The following is a 20,878-nucleotide window of genomic DNA, read 5'->3' as shown; positions in this document are numbered from 1 at the left end:
ATGTCTGATGCCACCTCGCAGAGCTATCCATTGACCTCGGGCCAACAGGAAATCTGGTTTGACCAGCTCCTCAACCCCGATACTCCGCTCTATACAATTGGTGGTTACGCGGTCATTGAGGGCCTCCTGGATGAAAACCTGTTTCGTCGCGCGGTACAATTGCTCCTTAATCGCCATGATGCTCTGCGTTTGATGCTGGTGCCAAAAGAGGGATTGCCGCAACAGCTCCTGGCAGAGCAGGTAGACTTTACTCTGCCGATTCTCGACTACCGAGATCAGGACGACCCCGAAGGTGCGGCCCGTGAATGGATGGAATCTCGTTTTGCCGAACCTTTTTCGCTCTATTCCAGCCCACTATTTGAGTTTGTTCTGCTCAGGGTAGGGGAGGAAAGGTATTACTGGTTTAAAAAATACCATCATCTGATCACCGATGGCTGGGGAATCTCCCTTACTTTAAAATCTCTGGCCGAGATTTACAATTGTCTCAAGAAAGGAACTGTGGTTCCGGAATCTCCCTGCTTTCGTCAACAGATTGAAGCTGATGGCAACTATCTCAGTTCAAAGTTGTTTCAGAAGGATCAGACCTATTGGCAAGAGCGTTTTCAACAGCTTCCAGAACCCATGTTATTGCCGAGACACCGAGCTGCTTTCGGGACCAGAGCGGTTCCCGGAGCCAGCTCTACTCTCAGCCTTTCCCGGCCATTTTATAACAGCTTGAAGGCTATGGCTGCTGATCAGGGAGCCTCGCCCATGCACGTGCTCCTGGCCGCTCTCTATATCTATTTTACAAGGGTCCACAAAAAGGAAGAACTGGTCATCGGTCTGCCATTGCTCAGTCGCAGCTCCAAGGCTTTCAAACAGACGGTGGGGATGTTCACCGGCACCATAGCAGCCCGTTTCGATCCTGGCGGACAGCTCAATACCAGCGAATTAATGCAGCAGATAGGCAAACAGTTGCGTCAGGACTATCGCCATCAGCGTTTTCCCCTGAGTGAAGTATATAAAAGTTGTAACCTGCATAGCAATGGGCGACGGCAATTGTTTGACCTGGCTCTGTCCTTTGAAAAACTGGATCTGGATCAGACCCGGTTCGGTGAAGCTGTCGTCGAGCTGCGCCAGCTGCGCCACAACTATGCCCAGATGCCACTCGAACTGTTTCTCGATGACTTCTACCTCGATTTGGAGGTCAAACTTCATTTCTGTTACAACCTGGCCTATTTCAACAGCAGGGAAATCGCCTTATTGCAGAGGCGATTCAATGCTCTGTTGCACGAGATGGTTGAAAGGCCGGATATCTCGATTGCACTCTTACCTCTTATGGATGAGGAAGAGCGGCATCAGTTAAGAGGCTTCAGCGGGAATAAGGCGACACCTGGTGCTCAATCCACGGTGATGGAACAATTTGAGCACTGGGCAAAAAAGACTCCCACGGCGACCGCATTGTGGTTTGAGGGTGAAGAGACAAGCTACGAGCAGCTGGACCGTGCCGCCAATCGTCTTGCCTGCCGGCTGAGGTCGGAGGGACTTGATGCTGGTGAAACAGTAGGGGTTTGCATCGGACGTTCACCACTGCAGATCATTGCTCTTCTCGCTGTGCTGAAAGCAGGTGGTTGTTATCTGCCACTGGATGGTTCTCAACAGCCGGCTAGCCGTATGCAGCAGCTGGCAATAGAGAGCAACGCAAAGCTGCTCCTGATCGGGCTTGAGCAGTCTTCAATCTTTGCAAACCTTCCCATTCCCCTGGTATTCCCGGAAGAGCTGATAACTATAGGTGACCAGGCTGATGGCGTATCCGCCCTGCGCCCGGCCGCCGACACTCCGGCGTATCTCCTCTACACCTCAGGTTCCACCGGCGAGCCGAAAGGCGTGTTGGTTAATCATGATGTCCTGGGGTTACATGTTAAGGCGGTGGGGCAGTCGTACCGGATTACACCGCAGGAAAGGCTTCTGCAGTTTGCCTCACCCGCTTTTGACGCGGCCCTGGAACAAATACTGGTTGCCCTGACCAATGGTGCCACCCTGGTCCTGATGGGGGGAAATCTTGTTGGTGCCAAGGAACTGGGTTACCTGCTCGACCAGGCTCAGGTCGATGTGGTCGATCTGCCACCGGGGTTTTGGCTGCAACTCCTTGCGGATTCCTCTATTTTACCCGTCCTTGAGAGGTTGCGATTAGTAATAGTAGGTGGTGAGCCCCTCCGTCCTGCTGTGGTGTGTAAGACTCGTGAACTTTTGCCACAAATCGATTTTATCAACGCCTATGGTCCAACAGAAGGGGTCATAACCGCTAGTATGTATGAGATCCCGTATGGTCCTGCAGATCCTGAAGCGGTAACGCCCATTGGCCGTGCCGTTGGATCACGGCGGATTCATGTGCTTGACGAGAGCCTTCAGCCCATGCCAATTGGGGTCCGTGGTGAAATCTATCTTGAAGGCTTATTGTCGTCAGGGTATTACAAGCGCCCCGATCTGACAACAACAGCCTTTGTCTGTCACCCTGTTTCTGGGGAGATTCTCTACCGCACCGGGGATTTAGGGTGTTGGCGCAGCGACGGGTGCCTGGAGTTCCTCGGTCGTATCGATGAGCAGATCCAGTTACGTGGTTTTCGTATTGAGCCGGTTGAGATCGAACAGATGCTGTGTCGTCACCCTCTGGTGAGAGAGGCGGTTGTCAGTTTGCAGACGAATAGCACTGGTGAACGATTACTCGCTCATGTTGTCCCCGGCGACAGATCGTATGGAGCCCATGCCGACGATAATGCCCTCGAAACTGTTACTGTTGAGGAATTACACGGTTGGGTAGCGCAGCGTCTTCCCTCGTATATGGTGCCATCAACCCTTGTAGTTGTGGAGCAGTTGCCTCGCACCGCCGCAGGAAAGATTGATCGGAAGAAACTTTCGGTAGCAGAGGTTGAACCTGCTGGCCGGAAGAAACGCCCTGCGACCCCCTTCGAGCAGAAGTTGGCCGCAGTATGGGAGGATGTGCTCGATCAGGAAAATATAGGGCGCAATGATAATTTCTTTTCTTTGGGAGGTCATTCTCTGCTGGCCATGCAGCTTATCTCCCGGATACGTGTCCGGTTTGGAATCGAGTTGCCACTCGCCCTGTTGTTCGATCATCCGGTACTGGCAGATCTGGCGAAGAAACTGGAGAATTGCAGGTCGGCAGAGACAGAGGTCATTGAGTTATTACCTTCAGGGGCAGGACTTAAAACGAGTTTTGCCCAAGAGAGAATCTGGCTGCTCTGCCGTCTTGCCGGTGGTGAAAGTGCCTACAATATGCCGTGGGGCGTGAAGGTGAACGGTAGGTTGCAACCTCTGGCATTACGGTCAGCCCTCCAGGAGTTAGTCCGGCGACACAGCAGCTTGCGACTGGTTTTTCCTGAGCGGCAAGGTCAGCCTGATCTGCAACTGCTTTTGCCTTATGATCCGCTTGAACAGATTGATAGCTCCACAGCAGATGCGGATACCTGGGATTCAGAGATGAGACGACTGGCGCAGGAGGATGCTGTACGACCCTTTGATCTCTCCTCCGGACCGTTGTTCCGAGTAACGCTGATCCGCTTCAGTGAGCACCGTCACCTCTTGCTGTTTAATATTCACCATATCATCTTTGACGGCTGGTCCATTGATTGTTTCAATCGGGAACTTCACAAACTCTATCGTAACTTTGCTGATCCCAATCCCTTGGCTCATTCGGCGACCCTCATAAAACCGACGATTGACTATCACGATTTTGCCGTCTGGCAGCGGCAGCAGTTTAATGCAGGTCGCTTCGATGCTCAGCTCACCTATTGGCAAGAGGAATTACAAGAAGTGCCGGAACAGCTGGTTCTGCCCGTTGACAGGCCACGATCGGCCCAAAAAATGCGTACAGGCTGTTTGTTGCGCCAACATCTCTCAAAAGAATTGAGCAGTAACCTGTCAGAGCTGAGCCGGAAACAGGGGGTGAGCCCTTTCATGATCCTGTTGGCATCGTTCGGTCTCTTGTTGGAGCGCTACAGTGGCCAACAGGAATTCTGTATTGGTATCCCGGTTGCCAATCGACAACAATCGCAATGCGAGTCGCTCATTGGTTTGTTTGTCAACAGCGTTGTAATGAGATATCAACGGCAGGCAGAAGATGATTTCCGCAGTCTGCTCGCACGGGTGCGCCGTAAGATGATAGCAGCACAGGACCATCAGGACCTCCCGTTTGAAAAGGTGGTTGAAGCACTGCATCCTCAGCGTAGCGCGGAACACACTCCGCTTTTTCAGGTGATGTGTGCCATGCAGCGCTCTCATCTACCCTTGGAATTGCCGGGATTGATATTGCAACATATGCCGCAGAGTTCAATTGCGGCCAAATTCGAGTTGATTCTCAATATAGAAGAGGCGGAGAACGGGGAACTGGGCTGCGTCTGGGAGTACAACAGTGACCTGTTCGACCGTGAGCGTATTGAACGGATGGCAGGGCATCTGCAGCAACTGCTGAAAGCGGCTGTTGCTGCCCCCCGGCAGCGGCTGTCCGAGCTGTCCCTGCTGACGCCGGCAGAGACGGCCCAGCTGCAGGGATGGCAGGAGGGCGAGCAGTACCCAGGCGGACGCGGTGTCGTGGAGCGCTTTATGGCGGTGGCGAGTCGTTGCGGCGAGCAGCAGGCAGTAGCCTGTGACACCCAGAGTTTCAGTTATGGCGAGCTTGAACAGCGCGCCAATCACCTGGCCGGTCAACTGCAGGGTGAGGTGCAACTCGAAGCAGACCAGGTGGTTGCGGTAATCCTGCCGCGCTCCTCGTACCTGATGGTGGGACTGCTGGGTGTCCTGAGGGCCGGTGGTGCTTTCCTTGCCTTGGAGCCTGATCTTCCCGAAGAGAGGCTTGTCTGGATGCTGAGCAACAGCGGCTGCCGGGCCGTGGTCAGTGTTCAGGAACTGGTGCTGCCGGTTGACCTGCCCCGGTTTGATCTTGATCTGCCCCTGGCAGAGGCCGCACTCAGCCCTGCCCCTGCTATTTTGCCGGCAATGGACTCGCTCGCCTATGTGATCTATACCTCCGGTTCCACCGGTGAGCCCAAAGGGGTGATGATTGAGCACCAAGCTCTTGCCAACCTGGTGACGGCCCTGGAGAAAGAGGTTTATGCCGACCTGGCTTCCCCACTCCGTATCGGCCTGTGCGCCTCCTGCCAGTTCGACGCCTCGTTGCAGCAGATCTTTGCCGCTCTGTGTCTTGGCCACAGCCTGCAGGTGGCAGCAAATCCGACGAAACAGGACGGTGTCCTTTTCAGTCGCTGGCTGCAGCAGGAGCAGATCCAGCTGTGTGATCTGACGCCGTCGTTGTTGCGGCTGGTGCTCGAGCGTGCCCCCGAGGCACGTTATCCAGCGCTTGAGCGGCTCCTGGTAGGCGGTGAAGAGTTGCCCCCATCACTGGTGCGGCAGTTGCTGGCTCCTTCTGCCCATCATGGTATTCGGGTTCACAATCTCTACGGTCCAAGCGAATGCAGCGTCGACAGCATCAGTGACTGTTTTTCACATGATGATCCGCGACTGCAGGAATTGACCCTGCCTATCGGCCGTCCCATGAGCAACCTGCGGATACAGATCCTTGATGATCATTTCCGTGAGGTACCGGTTGGTGTGCCCGGTGAGATACTGATCAGCGGTCGTGGTCTGGCGCGTGGTTATCTGGGTGACAGTGCCTTAAACTCCCGCAGATTTATAGAAGTAGGCGGTGAGCGTTGTTACCGCAGCGGTGACCTGGGGCAGTGGCTGGGCGACGGGACCATTGCATTTCTTGGCAGGCGTGACAACCAGGTCAAGATCCGTGGCTTCCGGATTGAAGCAGGTGAAATCGAGACGACCCTGGAACGGTATCCGGCATTACGCAGGGCGGTGGTAATCGTCGAAGGCGAGGGCGGTGACCGGGAACTGGTTGCCTACCTGGAGGGCAGCGCACCATTACGACTTGAAGACCTCCTTGTCCATTGTCGCCGCTGGCTGCCTCAGTATATGGTTCCTTCGCGTTTTATGCAGCTCGAGCAATTCCCCCTGTCTGCCAGTGGCAAGATCGATCGTCGCCGTCTGCCTCTGGAGGTCTCGGCTAGGCGGCTCAGCCCGGACCATGCTGGTCGCATGGCTCGCACCCCTCTGGAGGGGCAGCTGGTTGAAATCTGGAGCCAGGTGCTTGGCCATAGCCCAGGCATAGACGACAATTTTTTTGCCATTGGCGGGCAGAGTCTCAAGGCGGCGCGGGTCATCGGTGCCATCAGTGCCCGTCTCAAGCTGCAGGTTGGCCTGCGGGATCTGTTCAACAGCCCGACCATTGCCGAATTGGCCGAGCTCCTGCAGCGACGTCAACCCTGCCGTTTTCTGCCGTTGGAACCTCTGGTGGAGGCTTCTTCTTACCCGGTTTCCCACGGTCAGCACCGGCTGTGGATTCTTGACCAGTTTGAAGGAGCGGGCCTGGCCTACCTGATGCCAGCCCGGTTCAGGCTCCGTGGCAATTTTAACGCTGTGGCCTTTCGTCAGGGACTCGACGCCCTGATTCACCGTCACGAGATACTCCGGACACGGTTTATCCAGCAGGAAGACGAGGTTCATCAGGTGGTCGATTCTGCCGGAACCTCTTTCATCCAGAAGGATCTTCGCAAGTATCCCGAGGACAGCTGTGACCAGGTGGTCGGGGAGTTTTTCAGTCAGCCTTTTGATTTGGAGACCGGCCCGCTGTTCCGGACACTTCTGGTGCGTGAGGCTGATGAGAGCTGGCAGCTCGCATTCGGCGTTCACCACATCATCTGCGATGGCTTGTCGGCGGGATTGCTGACCCGTGAATTGAGCCAATTCTACAGTGCTTTTACTTCAGGCGAGTCTCCTGCACTGGAGCCCCTTGCCTTGCAGTACAAGGAGTATGCCGCCTGGCAGCGCCGATTGCTCAGTGAAGAGCACCTGGCGGAACAACGACGTTACTGGCTGGAGCAACTGGCGGCTCCGCTGCCGGTACTGCAGCTGCCGACTGATCGGCAGCGGCCGGTATTGAAGAGTTACCGGGGTGAGAGTCTTAAGCTGGAATTGGCAGAAATGCAGCGGCCTATGCTGAGTCAGCTGGCTTCTGAGCACGGGGTCACGGTCTATATGGTGGTGGTTGCCCTGGTGAATGTGCTGCTGCATCGTTATACCGGCGCGGATGAGATCATTGTGGGTGCTCCGGCCGCTGGTCGCAACCGGTTGGAACTTGAAGACCAGATAGGTTTTTACGTCAATACCCTTGCTCTTCGCAGTCGGTTGAACGGGCAGGAAAGTTTCACCGCTCTCCTTCATCAGGTGCAGCAGACGGTTTCCGAGGCCTTTGACAATCAGGACTATCCCTTTGACCGATTGGTTGAAGAGCTGGAACTGCAGCGTGATACGGGCCGCAGTCCGCTGTTTGATGTAATGGTGGCTTATGAAACCGCAGAGACCGTTACCTCTTTAGAGCTGGACGGGATCCATGTCGAGCCGGTGGAGAGTGGTATAGAGCGGGTCAAGTTTGATCTCAGCTTCACCTTTACTGAGGCAACCGGGCTCTCCCTGGAACTGGAGTACAACAGTGACCTGTTCGACCGTGAGCGTATTGAACGGATGGCAGGACATCTGCAGCAACTGCTGAAAGCGGCTGTTGCTGCCCCCCGGCAGCGGCTGTCCGAGCTGTCCCTGCTGACGCCGGCAGAGACGGCCCAGCTGCAGGGATGGCAGGAGGGCGAGCAGTACCCAGGCGGACGCGGTGTCGTGGAGCGCTTTATGGCGGTGGCGAGTCGTTGCGGCGAGCAGCAGGCAGTAGCCTGTGACACCCAGAGTTTCAGTTATGGCGAGCTTGAACAGCGCGCCAATCACCTGGCCGGTCAACTGCAGGGTGAGGTGCAACTCGAAGCAGACCAGGTGGTTGCGGTAATCCTGCCGCGCTCCTCGTACCTGATGGTGGGACTGCTGGGTGTCCTGAGGGCCGGTGGTGCTTTCCTTGCCTTGGAGCCTGATCTTCCCGAAGAGAGGCTTGTCTGGATGCTGAGCAACAGCGGCTGCCGGGCCGTGGTCAGTGTTCAGGAACTGGTGCTGCCGGTTGACCTGCCCCGGTTTGATCTTGATCTGCCCCTGGCAGAGGCCGCACTCAGCCCTGCCCCTGCTATTTTGCCGGCAATGGACTCGCTCGCCTATGTGATCTATACCTCCGGTTCCACCGGTGAGCCCAAAGGGGTGATGATTGAGCACCAAGCTCTTGCCAACCTGGTGACGGCCCTGGAGAAAGAGGTTTATGCCGACCTGGCTTCCCCACTCCGTATCGGCCTGTGCGCCTCCTGCCAGTTCGACGCCTCGTTGCAGCAGATCTTTGCCGCTCTGTGTCTTGGCCACAGCCTGCAGGTGGCAGCAAATCCGACGAAACAGGACGGTGTCCTTTTCAGTCGCTGGCTGCAGCAGGAGCAGATCCAGCTGTGTGATCTGACGCCGTCGTTGTTGCGGCTGGTGCTCGAGCGTGCCCCCGAGGCACGTTATCCAGCGCTTGAGCGGCTCCTGGTAGGCGGTGAAGAGTTGCCCCCATCACTGGTGCGGCAGTTGCTGGCTCCTTCTGCCCATCATGGTATTCGGGTTCACAATCTCTACGGTCCAAGCGAATGCAGCGTCGACAGCATCAGTGACTGTTTTTCACATGATGATCCGCGACTGCAGGAATTGACCCTGCCTATCGGCCGTCCCATGAGCAACCTGCGGATACAGATCCTTGATGATCATTTCCGTGAGGTACCGGTTGGTGTGCCCGGTGAGATCGTGATCAGCGGTCGTGGTCTGGCGCGTGGTTATCTGGGTGACAGTGCCTTAAGCTCCCGCAGATTTATAGAAATAGGCGGTGAGCGTTGTTACCGCAGCGGTGACCTGGGGCAGTGGCTGGGCGACGGGACCATTGCATTTCTTGGCAGGCGTGACAACCAGGTCAAGATCCGAGGCTTCCGGATTGAAGCAGGTGAAATCGAGACGACCCTGGAACGGTATCCGGCATTACGCGGGGCGGTGGTAATCGTCGAAGGCGAGGGCGGTGACCGGGAACTGGTTGCCTACCTTGAGGGCAGCGCACCACTACGACTTGAAGACCTCCTTGTCCATTGTCGCCGCTGGCTGCCTCAGTATATGGTTCCTTCGCGTTTTATACAGCTCGAGCAATTGTCCCTGTCTGCCAGTGGCAAGATCGATCGTCGCCGCCTGCCACTGGAGGTCTCGGCGAGGCGGCTCAGCCCGGACCATGCTGGCCGCATGGCTCGCACCTCTCTGGAGGGGCAGCTGGTTGAAATCTGGAGCCAGGTGCTTGGCCATAACCCAGGCATAGACGACAATTTTTTTGCCATTGGCGGGCAGAGTCTCAAGGCGGCGCGGGTCATCGGTGCCATCAGTGCCCGTCTCAAGCTGCAGGTTGGCCTGCGGGATCTGTTCAACAGCCCGACCATTGCCGAATTGGCCGAGCTCCTGCAGCGACGTCAACCCTGCCGTTTTCTGCCGTTGGAACCTCTGGTGGAGGCTTCTTCTTACCCGGTTTCCCACGGTCAGCACCGGCTGTGGATTCTTGACCAGTTTGAAGGAGCGGGCCTGGCCTACCTGATGCCAGCCCGGTTCAGGCTCCGTGGCAATTTTAACGCTGTGGCCTTTCGTCAGGGACTCGACGCCCTGATTCACCGTCACGAGATACTCCGGACACGGTTTATCCAGCAGGAAGACGAGGTTCATCAGGTGGTCGATTCTGCCGGAACCTCTTTCATCCAGAAGGATCTTCGCAAGTATCCCGAGGACAGCTGTGACCAGGTGGTCGGGGAGTTTTTCAGTCAGCCTTTTGATTTGGAGACCGGCCCGCTGTTCCGGACACTTCTGGTGCGTGAGGCTGATGAGAGCTGGCAGCTCGCATTCGGCGTTCACCACATCATCTGCGATGGCTTGTCGGCGGGATTGCTGACCCGTGAATTGAGCCAATTCTACAGTGCTTTTACTTCAGGCGAGTCTCCTGCACTGGAGCCCCTTGCCTTGCAGTACAAGGAGTATGCCGCCTGGCAGCGCCGATTGCTCAGTGAAGAGCACCTGGCGGAACAACGACGTTACTGGCTGGAGCAACTGGCGGCTCCGCTGCCGGTACTGCAGCTGCCGACTGATCGGCAGCGGCCGGTATTGAAGAGTTACCGGGGTGAGAGTCTTAAGCTGGAATTGGCAGAAATGCAGCGGCCTATGCTGAGTCAGCTGGCTTCTGAGCACGGGGTCACGGTCTATATGGTGGTGGTTGCCCTGGTGAATGTGCTGCTGCATCGTTATACCGGCGCGGATGAGATCATTGTGGGTGCTCCGGCCGCTGGTCGCAACCGGTTGGAACTTGAAGACCAGATAGGTTTTTACGTCAATACCCTTGCTCTTCGCAGTCGGTTGAACGGGCAGGAAAGTTTCACCGCTCTCCTTCATCAGGTGCAGCAGACGGTTTCCGAGGCCTTTGACAATCAGGACTATCCCTTTGACCGATTGGTTGAAGAGCTGGAACTGCAGCGTGATACGGGCCGCAGTCCGCTGTTTGATGTAATGGTGGCTTATGAAACCGCAGAGACCGTTACCTCTTTAGAGCTGGACGGGATCCATGTCGAGCCGGTGGAGAGTGGTATAGAGCGGGTCAAGTTTGATCTCAGCTTCACCTTTACTGAGGCAACCGGGCTCTCCCTGGAACTGGAGTACAACAGTGACCTGTTCGACCGTGAGCGTATTGAACGGATGGCAGGGCATCTGCAGCAACTGCTGGAGAGTACGGCTCGTGACCCCTTGCAGCCGCTGAAAAAACTGCAAATAATTGATGACCGTGAGCGAGAAGAGCTGACTGTCGGCTGCAATCCCGCACCAAGCCAGTGGCCGCAATCGGCCACTCTGGTGAGTTTATTCGACCGGCAGGCCTGTCGCACTCCTGAGGCAATCGCTCTGGTCAGAGGTGAGGAGCAGTGCAGTTACCGTGAGCTCGATGAGCTGGCGGCGAGGATCTGCAGCGGGCTGCAGCAGCAGGGACTGGCACCGGGTGAAGCGGTGGGGGTCTGTCTGCATCCTTCGATTCAGCTTATTGCTGCTATCCTGGGTGTTCTCAAGGCAGGGGGCTGCTATGTCCCCGTTGATCCTCGCTATCCCGAGCAGCGTCAGCTGTTCATGTTACAGGACAGCGGCTGTCGTCTGCTACTGAGTGACCAGGCCCTGCCCGTAGTAGAGAGCATGATCCAGATCGATCCAGCTGAGCTGCCTGGTTGCGGGGCGGCACAAAAAGCCCGGAGCATTCTCCCCCACTCGCCCGCCTATATCATTTACACCTCCGGTTCCACCGGCAGGCCGAAGGGCTGCGTGGTCAGTCACAGCAACGTGGTCCGGCTGCTCTTCAATGATGCATTTCCCTTTGATTTCGACTCTGAAGACGTTTGGGTGATGGCACATTCGGCCTGTTTTGATTTCTCGGTCTGGGAACTATTCGGGGCCCTGCTCCGCGGTGGTCGCCTGGTCGTTCCGGACGTGGAAGAAGTCCGTGATACCGAGCGGTTCCTGGCGCTGCTGGACCGCCACCAGGTATCTATTCTCAACCAGACTCCCGGCAGTTTTTCCAACCTCAGCCGGGTGGCCGTGGAGAATCGGGCTGAGCTCCGGGCCCTGCGTCTGGTGATATTCGGGGGTGATCGGCTCGAGCCTGCTACCCTGAAGGGCTGGGTTCGCCGTTTCCCTCTGGAGCAGGTCCAACTGATTAACATGTACGGCATCAGTGAGACCACGGTCCATGTGACCTGGTACCCGCTGCAAAAGGCTGATATCTTCGAGGCCGACGGCAGCAGTCCCATCGGCTCCCCCTTGCCTACGGTCACGGTGTATATCTGTGACGATGCGGGCCACCCTGTACCGGCCGGAGTTACAGGTGAGCTCTATGTCGGCGGCGACGGCGTCTGCCTGGGGTATCACGAGAAGGCAGAACTCACTGCTGAACACTTTCTGGTCAGCCCCTTTGTCAATGGGGAGCGGCTCTATCGGACCGGCGACCTGGGAAGGTACCGGCTGGATGGTACTTTGGAATATCTTGGCCGCAACGATCAGCAGGTGCAGGTGCGTGGTTATCGCATCGAGCCAGGAGAGATAGAGGCGGCCCTGCTGGATCATCCGACGGTGAGTGAGGCAGCAGTGGTTGCCCGTAACAATGATGAGGGTGAACAACATCTCATTGCCTATCTGGTAATGGAGCAAATGGTGGAACTCGAGCCTCTGCGCCGCCATCTTCGGGGCCGGCTGGCCGAGTACATGCTGCCGGCCTATTTTGTCCGGCTGGCAGAGCTTCCGCTGACCGCCAATAATAAGCTTGATCGCAGGGCTCTGCCTGATCCGCAGGCAGGAGAGGGCACGCTGATAACCGATAACGGCATCTATCAGGCTGCGCGCACCCCCCTGGAGGGCCAGTTGGTCATCCTCTGGCAGGATCTCCTTGGTCGGGAGGTGGTCGGTATCCACGACAATTATTTTGCTCTTGGCGGAGATTCCATCAAGGTTTTACGCCTGGCCGACAATATGGCGCGTACATTGGGCCGGCGTTTGCCGCTTGCCGCTCTTTTCCGCTACCCAACTGTGGCCCAGCTCGCAGGTTTTCTTGAAGCGGACCAGCTACTGACAGACGGGCCAGATCTGGCACCGGTCTATCAGCAGCTGGAAAAAATGCGGAAGCATTTACAACTCAAGGAAGATCAGACGATTCCTTTAGATGGTGTAGAGGATCTCTATCCGATGAGCGACATCCAGCTCGGCATGATCTATCATGCTCTTGCCGCCGGGCAGGGGGTGTATCATGACCAGTTCTATATCCAGTTCGTCAGTCACGATTTTGATCCGATACGTTTCGCCAGGGCCCTCGAACTGCTGGTTGAACGTCATTCAATTTTGCGCACCGGATTTGCCCTGGCTGGTTTTGACGAGCCGCTTCAACTCGTTCATCGCCGCCTGGATAAACCTATCGCTGACTATCTGACTTATGAGGATTTGCAGTTCTCTGAAAGGGAGGAGCAACGGCAGCACCTCCGCATGAAGCAGAAGGATGATCTGGCAGCCCCTTTTGACCCGGCGAGACCTGGATTATGGCGGTTCAGTCTGTATTCTCTCGGTGATCAGGAGTATGGTTTGCTCTGGTCATTCCATCATGCGATTCTCGATGGTTGGTCCAATGCTGCCATGCTTAATGAGTTGCTGCGTACTACTTCGGCTTTAGGTCGGAATCCTGATTTTCGTCCAAGCCCGCTTGCAGGCAGTTACCGGGATTTTGTCACAGAGCAGATGGCCCACAAAGACTGGCCTGGTCATGTGAGTTTCTGGCAGCAGACCCTGCGTGACTGGGAGCTTACGCCGCTCCCGCTGCAACGATCAGCAAACAGGAGAAGCAACCGGGGAGTTACAGAATATCAGGTCGATCTTGATCGGCAACTTACCAGGCAGGTAGCAAAAGCAGGTATGGTCCTGCAGACTGGAGAGCAGCCTCTTTTTCTTGCTGCATTTACCGCCTTACTGCGTTTTACCACCAATCGCTCCGATCTGTTATTTGGTTTGGTGAGCCATAATCGGCCGGAAATCGAGAAGAGTGACGAAATACTCGGTTGTTTCCTGAACAGTGTACCACTCCGGATCCACCTCCGTAACGACTTGAGCGGTCAGCACCTTGTCCATAAACTGCGTGATCAGCTTGTTGAGATCCGTCTTCATGATCGTTTCCCATTAAGTGAGATCAGCAGTCTTGTTGGGGCCGGTGGCTCTGAACAGCGGCTCTTTGATATCCTTTTCAACTATGTTGATTTTCATGTTGCCGCCGGTCTGGATGATTTGATCGAGTTGCGGAATCCGCTGGTGGAAGAGGGGTTTGAGAACACCGACACCGGCATGGTCTTCACCATCAGCCGAACCGGCTCTGTGACCCGAATACGAATTGCCGCAGCTGCCGGGATTTACAGTACATACCAGTTGGAATCACTTGTTAACTGGTTCCGCAGCATATTGAAGCATCTCACAGAGAATCCGGAACGCTGTCTGGATCCACATCTTATTCTTGATGACCGTGAGCGAGAAGAGCTGACTGTCGGCTGCAATCCCGCACCAAGCCAGTGGCCGCAATCGGCCACTCTGGTGAGTTTATTCGACCGGCAGGCCTGTCGCACTCCTGAGGCAATCGCTCTGGTCAGAGGTGAGGAGCAGTGCAGTTACCGTGAGCTCGATGAGCTGGCGGCGAGGATCTGCAGCGGGCTGCAGCAGCAGGGACTGGCACCGGGTGAAGCGGTGGGGGTCTGTCTGCATCCTTCGATTCAGCTTATTGCTGCTATCTTGGGTGTTCTCAAGGCAGGGGGCTGTTATGTCCCCGTTGATCCTCGCTATCCCGAGCAGCGTCAGCTGTTCATGTTACAGGACAGCGGCTGTCGTCTGCTACTGAGTGACCAGGCCCTGCCCGTAGTAGAGAGCATGATCCAGATCGATCCAGCTGAGCTGCCTGGTTGCGGGGCGGCACAAAAAGCCCGGAGCATTCTCCCCCACTCGCCCGCCTATATCATTTACACCTCCGGTTCCACCGGCAGGCCGAAGGGCTGCGTGGTCAGTCACAGCAACGTGGTCCGGCTGCTCTTCAATGATGCATTTCCCTTTGATTTCGATTCTGAAGACGTTTGGGTGATGGCACATTCGGCCTGTTTTGATTTCTCGGTCTGGGAACTATTCGGGGCCCTGCTCCGCGGTGGTCGCCTGGTCGTTCCGGACGTGGAAGAAGTCCGTGATACCGAGCGGTTCCTGGCGCTGCTGGACCGCCACCAGGTATCTATTCTCAACCAGACTCCCGGCAGTTTTTCCAACCTCAGCCGGGTGGCCGAGGATAATCGGGCTGAGCTCCGGGCCCTGCGTCTGGTGATATTCGGGGGTGATCGGCTCGAGCCTGCTACTCTGAAGGGCTGGGTTCGCCGTTTCCCTCTGGAGCAGGTCCAACTGATTAACATGTACGGCATCAGTGAGACCACGGTCCATGTGACCTGGTACCCGCTGCAAAAGGCTGATATCTTCGAGGCCGACGGCAGCAGTCCCATCGGCTCCCCCTTGCCTACGGTCACGGTGTATATCTGTGACGATGCGGGCCACCCTGTACCGGCCGGAGTTACAGGTGAGCTCTATGTCGGCGGTGACGGCGTCTGCCTGGGGTATCACGAGAAGGCAGAACTCACTGCTGAACACTTTCTGGTCAGCCCCTTTGTCAATGGGGAGCGGCTCTATCGGACCGGCGACCTGGGAAGGTACCGGCTGGATGGTACTTTGGAATATCTTGGCCGCAACGATCAGCAGGTGCAGGTGCGTGGTTATCGCATCGAGCCAGGAGAGATAGAGGCGGCCCTGCTGGATCATCCGGCGGTGAGTGAGGCAGCAGTGGTTGCCCGTAACAATGATGAGGGTGAACAACATCTCATTGCCTATCTGGTAATGGAGCAAATGGTGGAACTCGAGCCTCTGCGCCGCCATCTTCGCGGCCGGCTGGCCGAGTACATGCTGCCGGCCTATTTTGTCCGGCTGGCAGAGCTTCCGCTGACCGTCAATAATAAGCTTGATCGCAGGGCTCTGCCTGATCCGCAGGCAGGAGAGGGTACGCTGATAGCCGATAACGGCATCTATCAGGCTGCGCGCACCCCCCTGGAGGGCCAGTTGGTCATCCTCTGGCAGGACCTCCTTGGCCGGGAGGTGGTCGGTATCCACGACAATTATTTTGCTCTTGGCGGAGATTCCATCAAGGTTTTACGCCTGGTTGGTGCTATTCGCAAGCAGCTTGATCTGGCCGCAGAGATCAGGGATGTTTTTCATTGGCCGACCATCGCTCAGCTTGCCTGTCGACTGGTCGGGAAAGAAGAGCTGGTCTCCCGGCAGGCCTCCCACGCCTTTGCTCTTTTAGATGAAAAGGAGCGGGCGCAGTTGACCGACGAGGTGGAGGATGCCTATCCTCTGAGCTCCCTGCAGGGTGGAATGCTGTTCCATAGCGAATTCAGCCCTGATTCACCTGTCTATCACGATATCTTCAGCCTGCATCTTCGTTTCCCACTTGATGTATCACGAATACGGAGGGTTATATCAACTTTGGTCCAGTCCCATCCGGTGTTGCGGACCGGATTCGAGCTGAGCCGTTTTCGCAGACCGCTTCAGCTGGTTCATCGACATGTTGAATCAATTTTAGATATTATCGATCTGCGCAACATCACCCAAACGGAGCAAGATGAAGCAGTACGTCAATGGATTGCCACAGAAAAAGGCAATGGTTTTGATTGGTCCCGCCCCCCGCTTCTGCGCTTTTGTCTTCACCTTCGGGGAGAAAACCGCTGCAGCCTGAGCCTCAGTTTCCATCATGCTATCCTTGACGGGTGGAGTGTCGCCGCTTTGCTTACCGAACTGTTCTGCCACTATCTGGCTGACATGGGAAGAACGATTGTCCTGCAACCCGCGCCTCGACTCCTGTTCCGGGACTTTATTGCCGCAGAACAGCAGGCCACGGTCGATACTGCTTCTGCCCGGTTCTGGCGGAAGACTCTCGCCGACATGAGTTTTGTCGGCCTGCCCCGCTGGCCTGGCTTTCCTTTGCAGGACGAGGGCGAAGTACGAGTGGAGCGTCTTGGCATAGAACCGGTCGATATCTCCGCTGTGGTCTCTGAACAACTGCGCTCCCTGGCCAGGCAGGAAGGACTGCCACTCAAGAGCCTGCTGCTGGCTGCCCATATACGTGTTATGGGCTTTCTCTGCAACCAGGAGGACGTGGTTACCGGACTGGTCCAAAACGGTCGTCTGGCCGAAGAGGAGGGGGACCGGGTTCTCGGGCTGTTCCTCAACACCCTGCCGTTTCGTGTTCATCTGACCTCAGAGAGCTGGCGAACCCTGGCACATAGGGTGCACGTTATCGAACAGGAGAGTATGCCCTATCGCCGGTATCCGCTGACAGAAATCCAGCGAAGTTTCAATGGGCGAACGCTTTTTGAAAGTGCCTTTAACTTCACTCATTTTCATGTTTACGAAAAACTGCTGGCTCTTGACGATAGTATCCAGGTCCTGGATGAACAATTCTTCGAGCAAACCAATTTCGTTCTCGGTGTTGACTTCGGTCTTGACCCTGTCTCCGGCCAGATCAGCCTTGACCTAGATTATAATGGTCTCGAGTTGGCTGTTGATCAGGTTCGGGCTATTGCCGGTTACTACAGCAGGGCGTTAGAGGCAATGGCTCTGACCCCGGACGATGATCACAGTTTCTTCAGCCCCCTTTCAGACAGGGAGCGTGAGCAGCTGCTGATAGACTGGAACGCCACAGCGAGCGATTACCCAAGAAATGCATCCCTGCAGCAACTATTCGAAGAACACGCCGCTGTGGCACCTCACCGGCTGGCCCTTTCATTTGCCGGGCAGGAACTGAGCTATGGTGAACTCAATTCCCGTGTCAACAGACTCAGCCATCTGCTGAGGCGTCATGGTGTGCAGCGGGGTACAGTGGTGGCTCTTCTTGATGAACGCTCCCCGGAAATTGTGACGGCAATGTTGGCGACGGTCAAAGCCGGAGGCTGTTATCTTCCTCTTGACCCGCAATGGCCACAGGAACGGGTTCGACGCCTCCTGCAGGACAGTGGGGCAGGTTTGGTTATCAGTTGCAGCCCCATTCTTAAAATGCAGCCTTTTACGACCCTGCAACAACTGCAGCTGCTCGATGACGAACTGATCCAGACCGGCAGGAGGGAACCGATCAAGGATCTGGACAGTCTACCCTATCCTGATCGTTCTCTGGTCGATTACCACAAATACGACCAATATATCGGTGAGGCCTGTGTTCGTCGCAACATTAGTATCTATGCCACTCGTGGCTGCCCCTTCAAGTGCCGTTATTGCCATAAAATCTGGCCCAAAGTGCATCATATCCGTTCAGCCGAGAACATTTTTGCCGAAGTGCGGCAGCATTATGACAAGGGGTATGATACCTTCAGCTTTATCGACGACATTTTCAACCTCGATCGTCGAAACAGCAGCCGTTTTTTCGAGCTGGTGCTCCAGCATAACCTGAAGTTGCGGATTCTTTTCCCCAACGGCCTGAAAGGTGATCTGCTAAACGCCGAGCAGATTGATTTGATGGCTGAGGCCGGGGTAATACAGATGGCCCTGGCCTTGGAAACGGCTTCTCCACGGTTGCAGAAGCTGATCGGAAAGAACCTCAACATTGACCGGTTACAGGCTACTATAAGCCATATCACCTCTCATCACCCCCAGATCATTCTCGACCTTTTTACCATGTTCGGCTTCCCGACCGAGACCGAGGCTGAGGTGGAGCAGACGCTGGATTTTATTAGAAACGTTCACTGGTTACATTTCCCGACACTTAATGCCCTGAAGATTTTCCCCAATACCGATATGGCAGAACTGGCAATTGCCCACGGGGTCAGCCGTGAGGCCATTGAGCGCTCCGCCTATCTCTCCTATCACGACCCAGGAGAGACGATGCCTTTTTCAGCAGCTTTTGCCCGTGAGTTCCAGAACCGTTATCTCAACGACTATTTCTTGTCCGAAGAACGGTTGCAGGCGGTGATTCCAGCTCAGAAAAAGGTGCTTTCACATGAGGAGATCATGGCTAAATACGCCACCTATCTCCCTGGCAAGCTCGAGGATTATCCAGAGGTGCTGCAGCTCATCAAGGCAGAGCCGCCGTCAAGGCCGGAACCGATGACCGCGATACGCCAGGAAGTGGAGGTGAATCCCAGGAAGTCAGCTCCCAAAACGAGGCAAGCGAAGGAACCCCTGCGTCTCTTGCTCCTGGATCTATCTCAGCTCTTCAGCGATAGTAATTATCAGCTTAATGAACTGGTTGAGGCTCCTTTGGGGTTGATATCCCTGCTCACCTATCTCAATCGTGAATTCGGCGAAAGACTGGATGGCCGCATTCGCAAGGCCATGGTCGATTTCGACTCCTTTGCGGCGCTGGAAAAGGAGGTCGTCGATTTTCGTCCGCAGATCATTGGTATCCGCACCCTTTCCCTTTATCGCCATTTCTTCCATGAGACCGTATCTCTTCTGCGAGCATGGTGTCCCGAGGCCCAGATCGTGACGGGCGGACCTTATGCAACAAGTGAGTTTGCCACCCTGCTCTCCGATGTGAATCTTGACCTGGTGGTATTGGGTGAAGGGGAACTGATTATGCGAGATATTATTGCCACATCGCTGTCCAATAACGGTACCCCCTGGGAAGATGAACAGCTGAAGGAGATAACCGGATTGGCCTTCCTGCCGCGTAAAGAAAGGCTTAGGCGGCGTTGTACCCTGGGTGAAGGTGTTCGCCAGGTAATGCTGCTCGATCAGCTCAGTTCGGTACTTGAGGGAGAATCTGCTGCAAACCCACCATTGGTAAACAGGGCCGCTGACCCGGCCTATATAATGTATACCTCTGGTTCCACCGGCAGCCCCAAAGGAGTGGTGGTGGACCAGCGGGCGGTGATTCGGCTGGTGCGCAACAGTAATTATGTCGATCTCGGTCCTCAGGAGCGAATGTTGCAATTTGCACCGCTCTCTTTTGATGCTTCCACCTTCGAGATCTGGGGAGCACTGCTTAATGGCTGCAGCTTGGAGGTCATGGCTGCAGGTGTTCCGTCGCTGCCGGAGTTAGGCCGGGTTATCCGTGAAAAGCGGATCACGACCCTCTGGCTCACCGCCGGTTTGTTTCATTTGATGGTCGACGAGCAGGTGGCTGATTTTGCCGGTGTGCGGCAGCTCCTGGCTGGTGGAGATATCCTCTCGCCCGGCCACGTCACTCGATTACTGCAGTCCTGCCCTGAACTGGTGTTGATCAACGGCTATGGCCCAACCGAGGGCACTACTTTTAGCTGCTGCTATCCAATGAGGGCCGTAGAACCGGGTCTGCGGACCATACCGATCGGTCGACCGGTTGCCAACAGCAGGGCTTATATACTTAATCCCGATCGACAGCTTGTTGCGGTCGGTACGGCTGGTGAACTCTATATCGGTGGCGATGGTCTGGCTCAAGGTTATCTCGGAAATCCGGGTTTGACCGCGGACTGTTTTGTTGCCGATCCCTTTGCAACTGAAGGGGGTGGCGGACGGCTCTATCGTACCGGCGATTTATGCCGTTACCTGCCGGATGGTCGAATTGAGTTCCTGGGCAGGATCGACCATCAGGTAAAAATCAGCGGTTATCGTATTGAGCCCGGCGAGGTCGAAAGCCATCTCCGCAATCTTCCGGAAATCAAGGACGCCCTGGTGGTTTCGACCGGCTCAAACCTGGACAAGCACCTGGTTGCCTATCTCTTGCTGGAGGAGCAGGCTGAGGCAATAAAAGATGAGCTCCAGGGGATACTCAGACAGGTTCTGCCGGAGTATATGCTTCCTGCAGCCTTTGTTATCCTGGAACAATTTCCTCTCACCGCAAACGGCAAGGTCGATCGCAGTCGTTTGCCAGCACCGGGCGGTACCTCTCGAGCGCCAGCGAACAGGGTCGCACCGCGCACTCTGCTGGAGCAGCGTATAGGCAGTCTATGGCAAGAACTCCTGGCTGTGGAGCAGGTTTCCATCCATGATAATTTTTTTGAACTGGGCGGCAACTCGATCCTGATGGTGCAACTCAACAAAAAACTGCAAACTCTTTTAAACCGTCCTGTTTCGATGGTCGACATGTTCCGGGCTCCGACCATTGCGCGCCTGGCTCTACAATTGGAAGGAGCAGGGGAAAACAACGAAGCCGAAGATGAGGGGGAAAAGCGGGCCGAGCGTCGCACTGAACGAAGCAGGACTTTGGCACGGCAGCGCCTGATGCGGAGAAACATGAACAAGAACAGGAATTAAGTAACATCACGAACTCAGGTCAACGGAA

The 20,878-nt window shown here is 55.8% G+C and carries 1 protein-coding gene; it reads left to right on the top strand.

Features of this window, described 5'->3' with window-relative positions; translation table 11 throughout:
* Window positions 1–20,850, top strand: coding sequence for a non-ribosomal peptide synthase/polyketide synthase (locus GA520_RS21275; RefSeq protein WP_304511257.1), 20,850 nt, complete (start codon window positions 1–3; stop codon window positions 20,848–20,850).
* Window positions 20,851–20,878 lie beyond the last annotated feature (28 nt).

The sequence above is a fragment of the Desulfopila sp. IMCC35008 genome, from assembly GCF_010646885.2.
Lineage (GTDB): Bacteria > Desulfobacterota > Desulfobulbia > Desulfobulbales > Desulfocapsaceae > Desulfopila.
The sequence above is the reverse complement of the archived record's forward strand: the minus strand, read 5'-3'. Positions and strand labels throughout refer to the sequence as shown.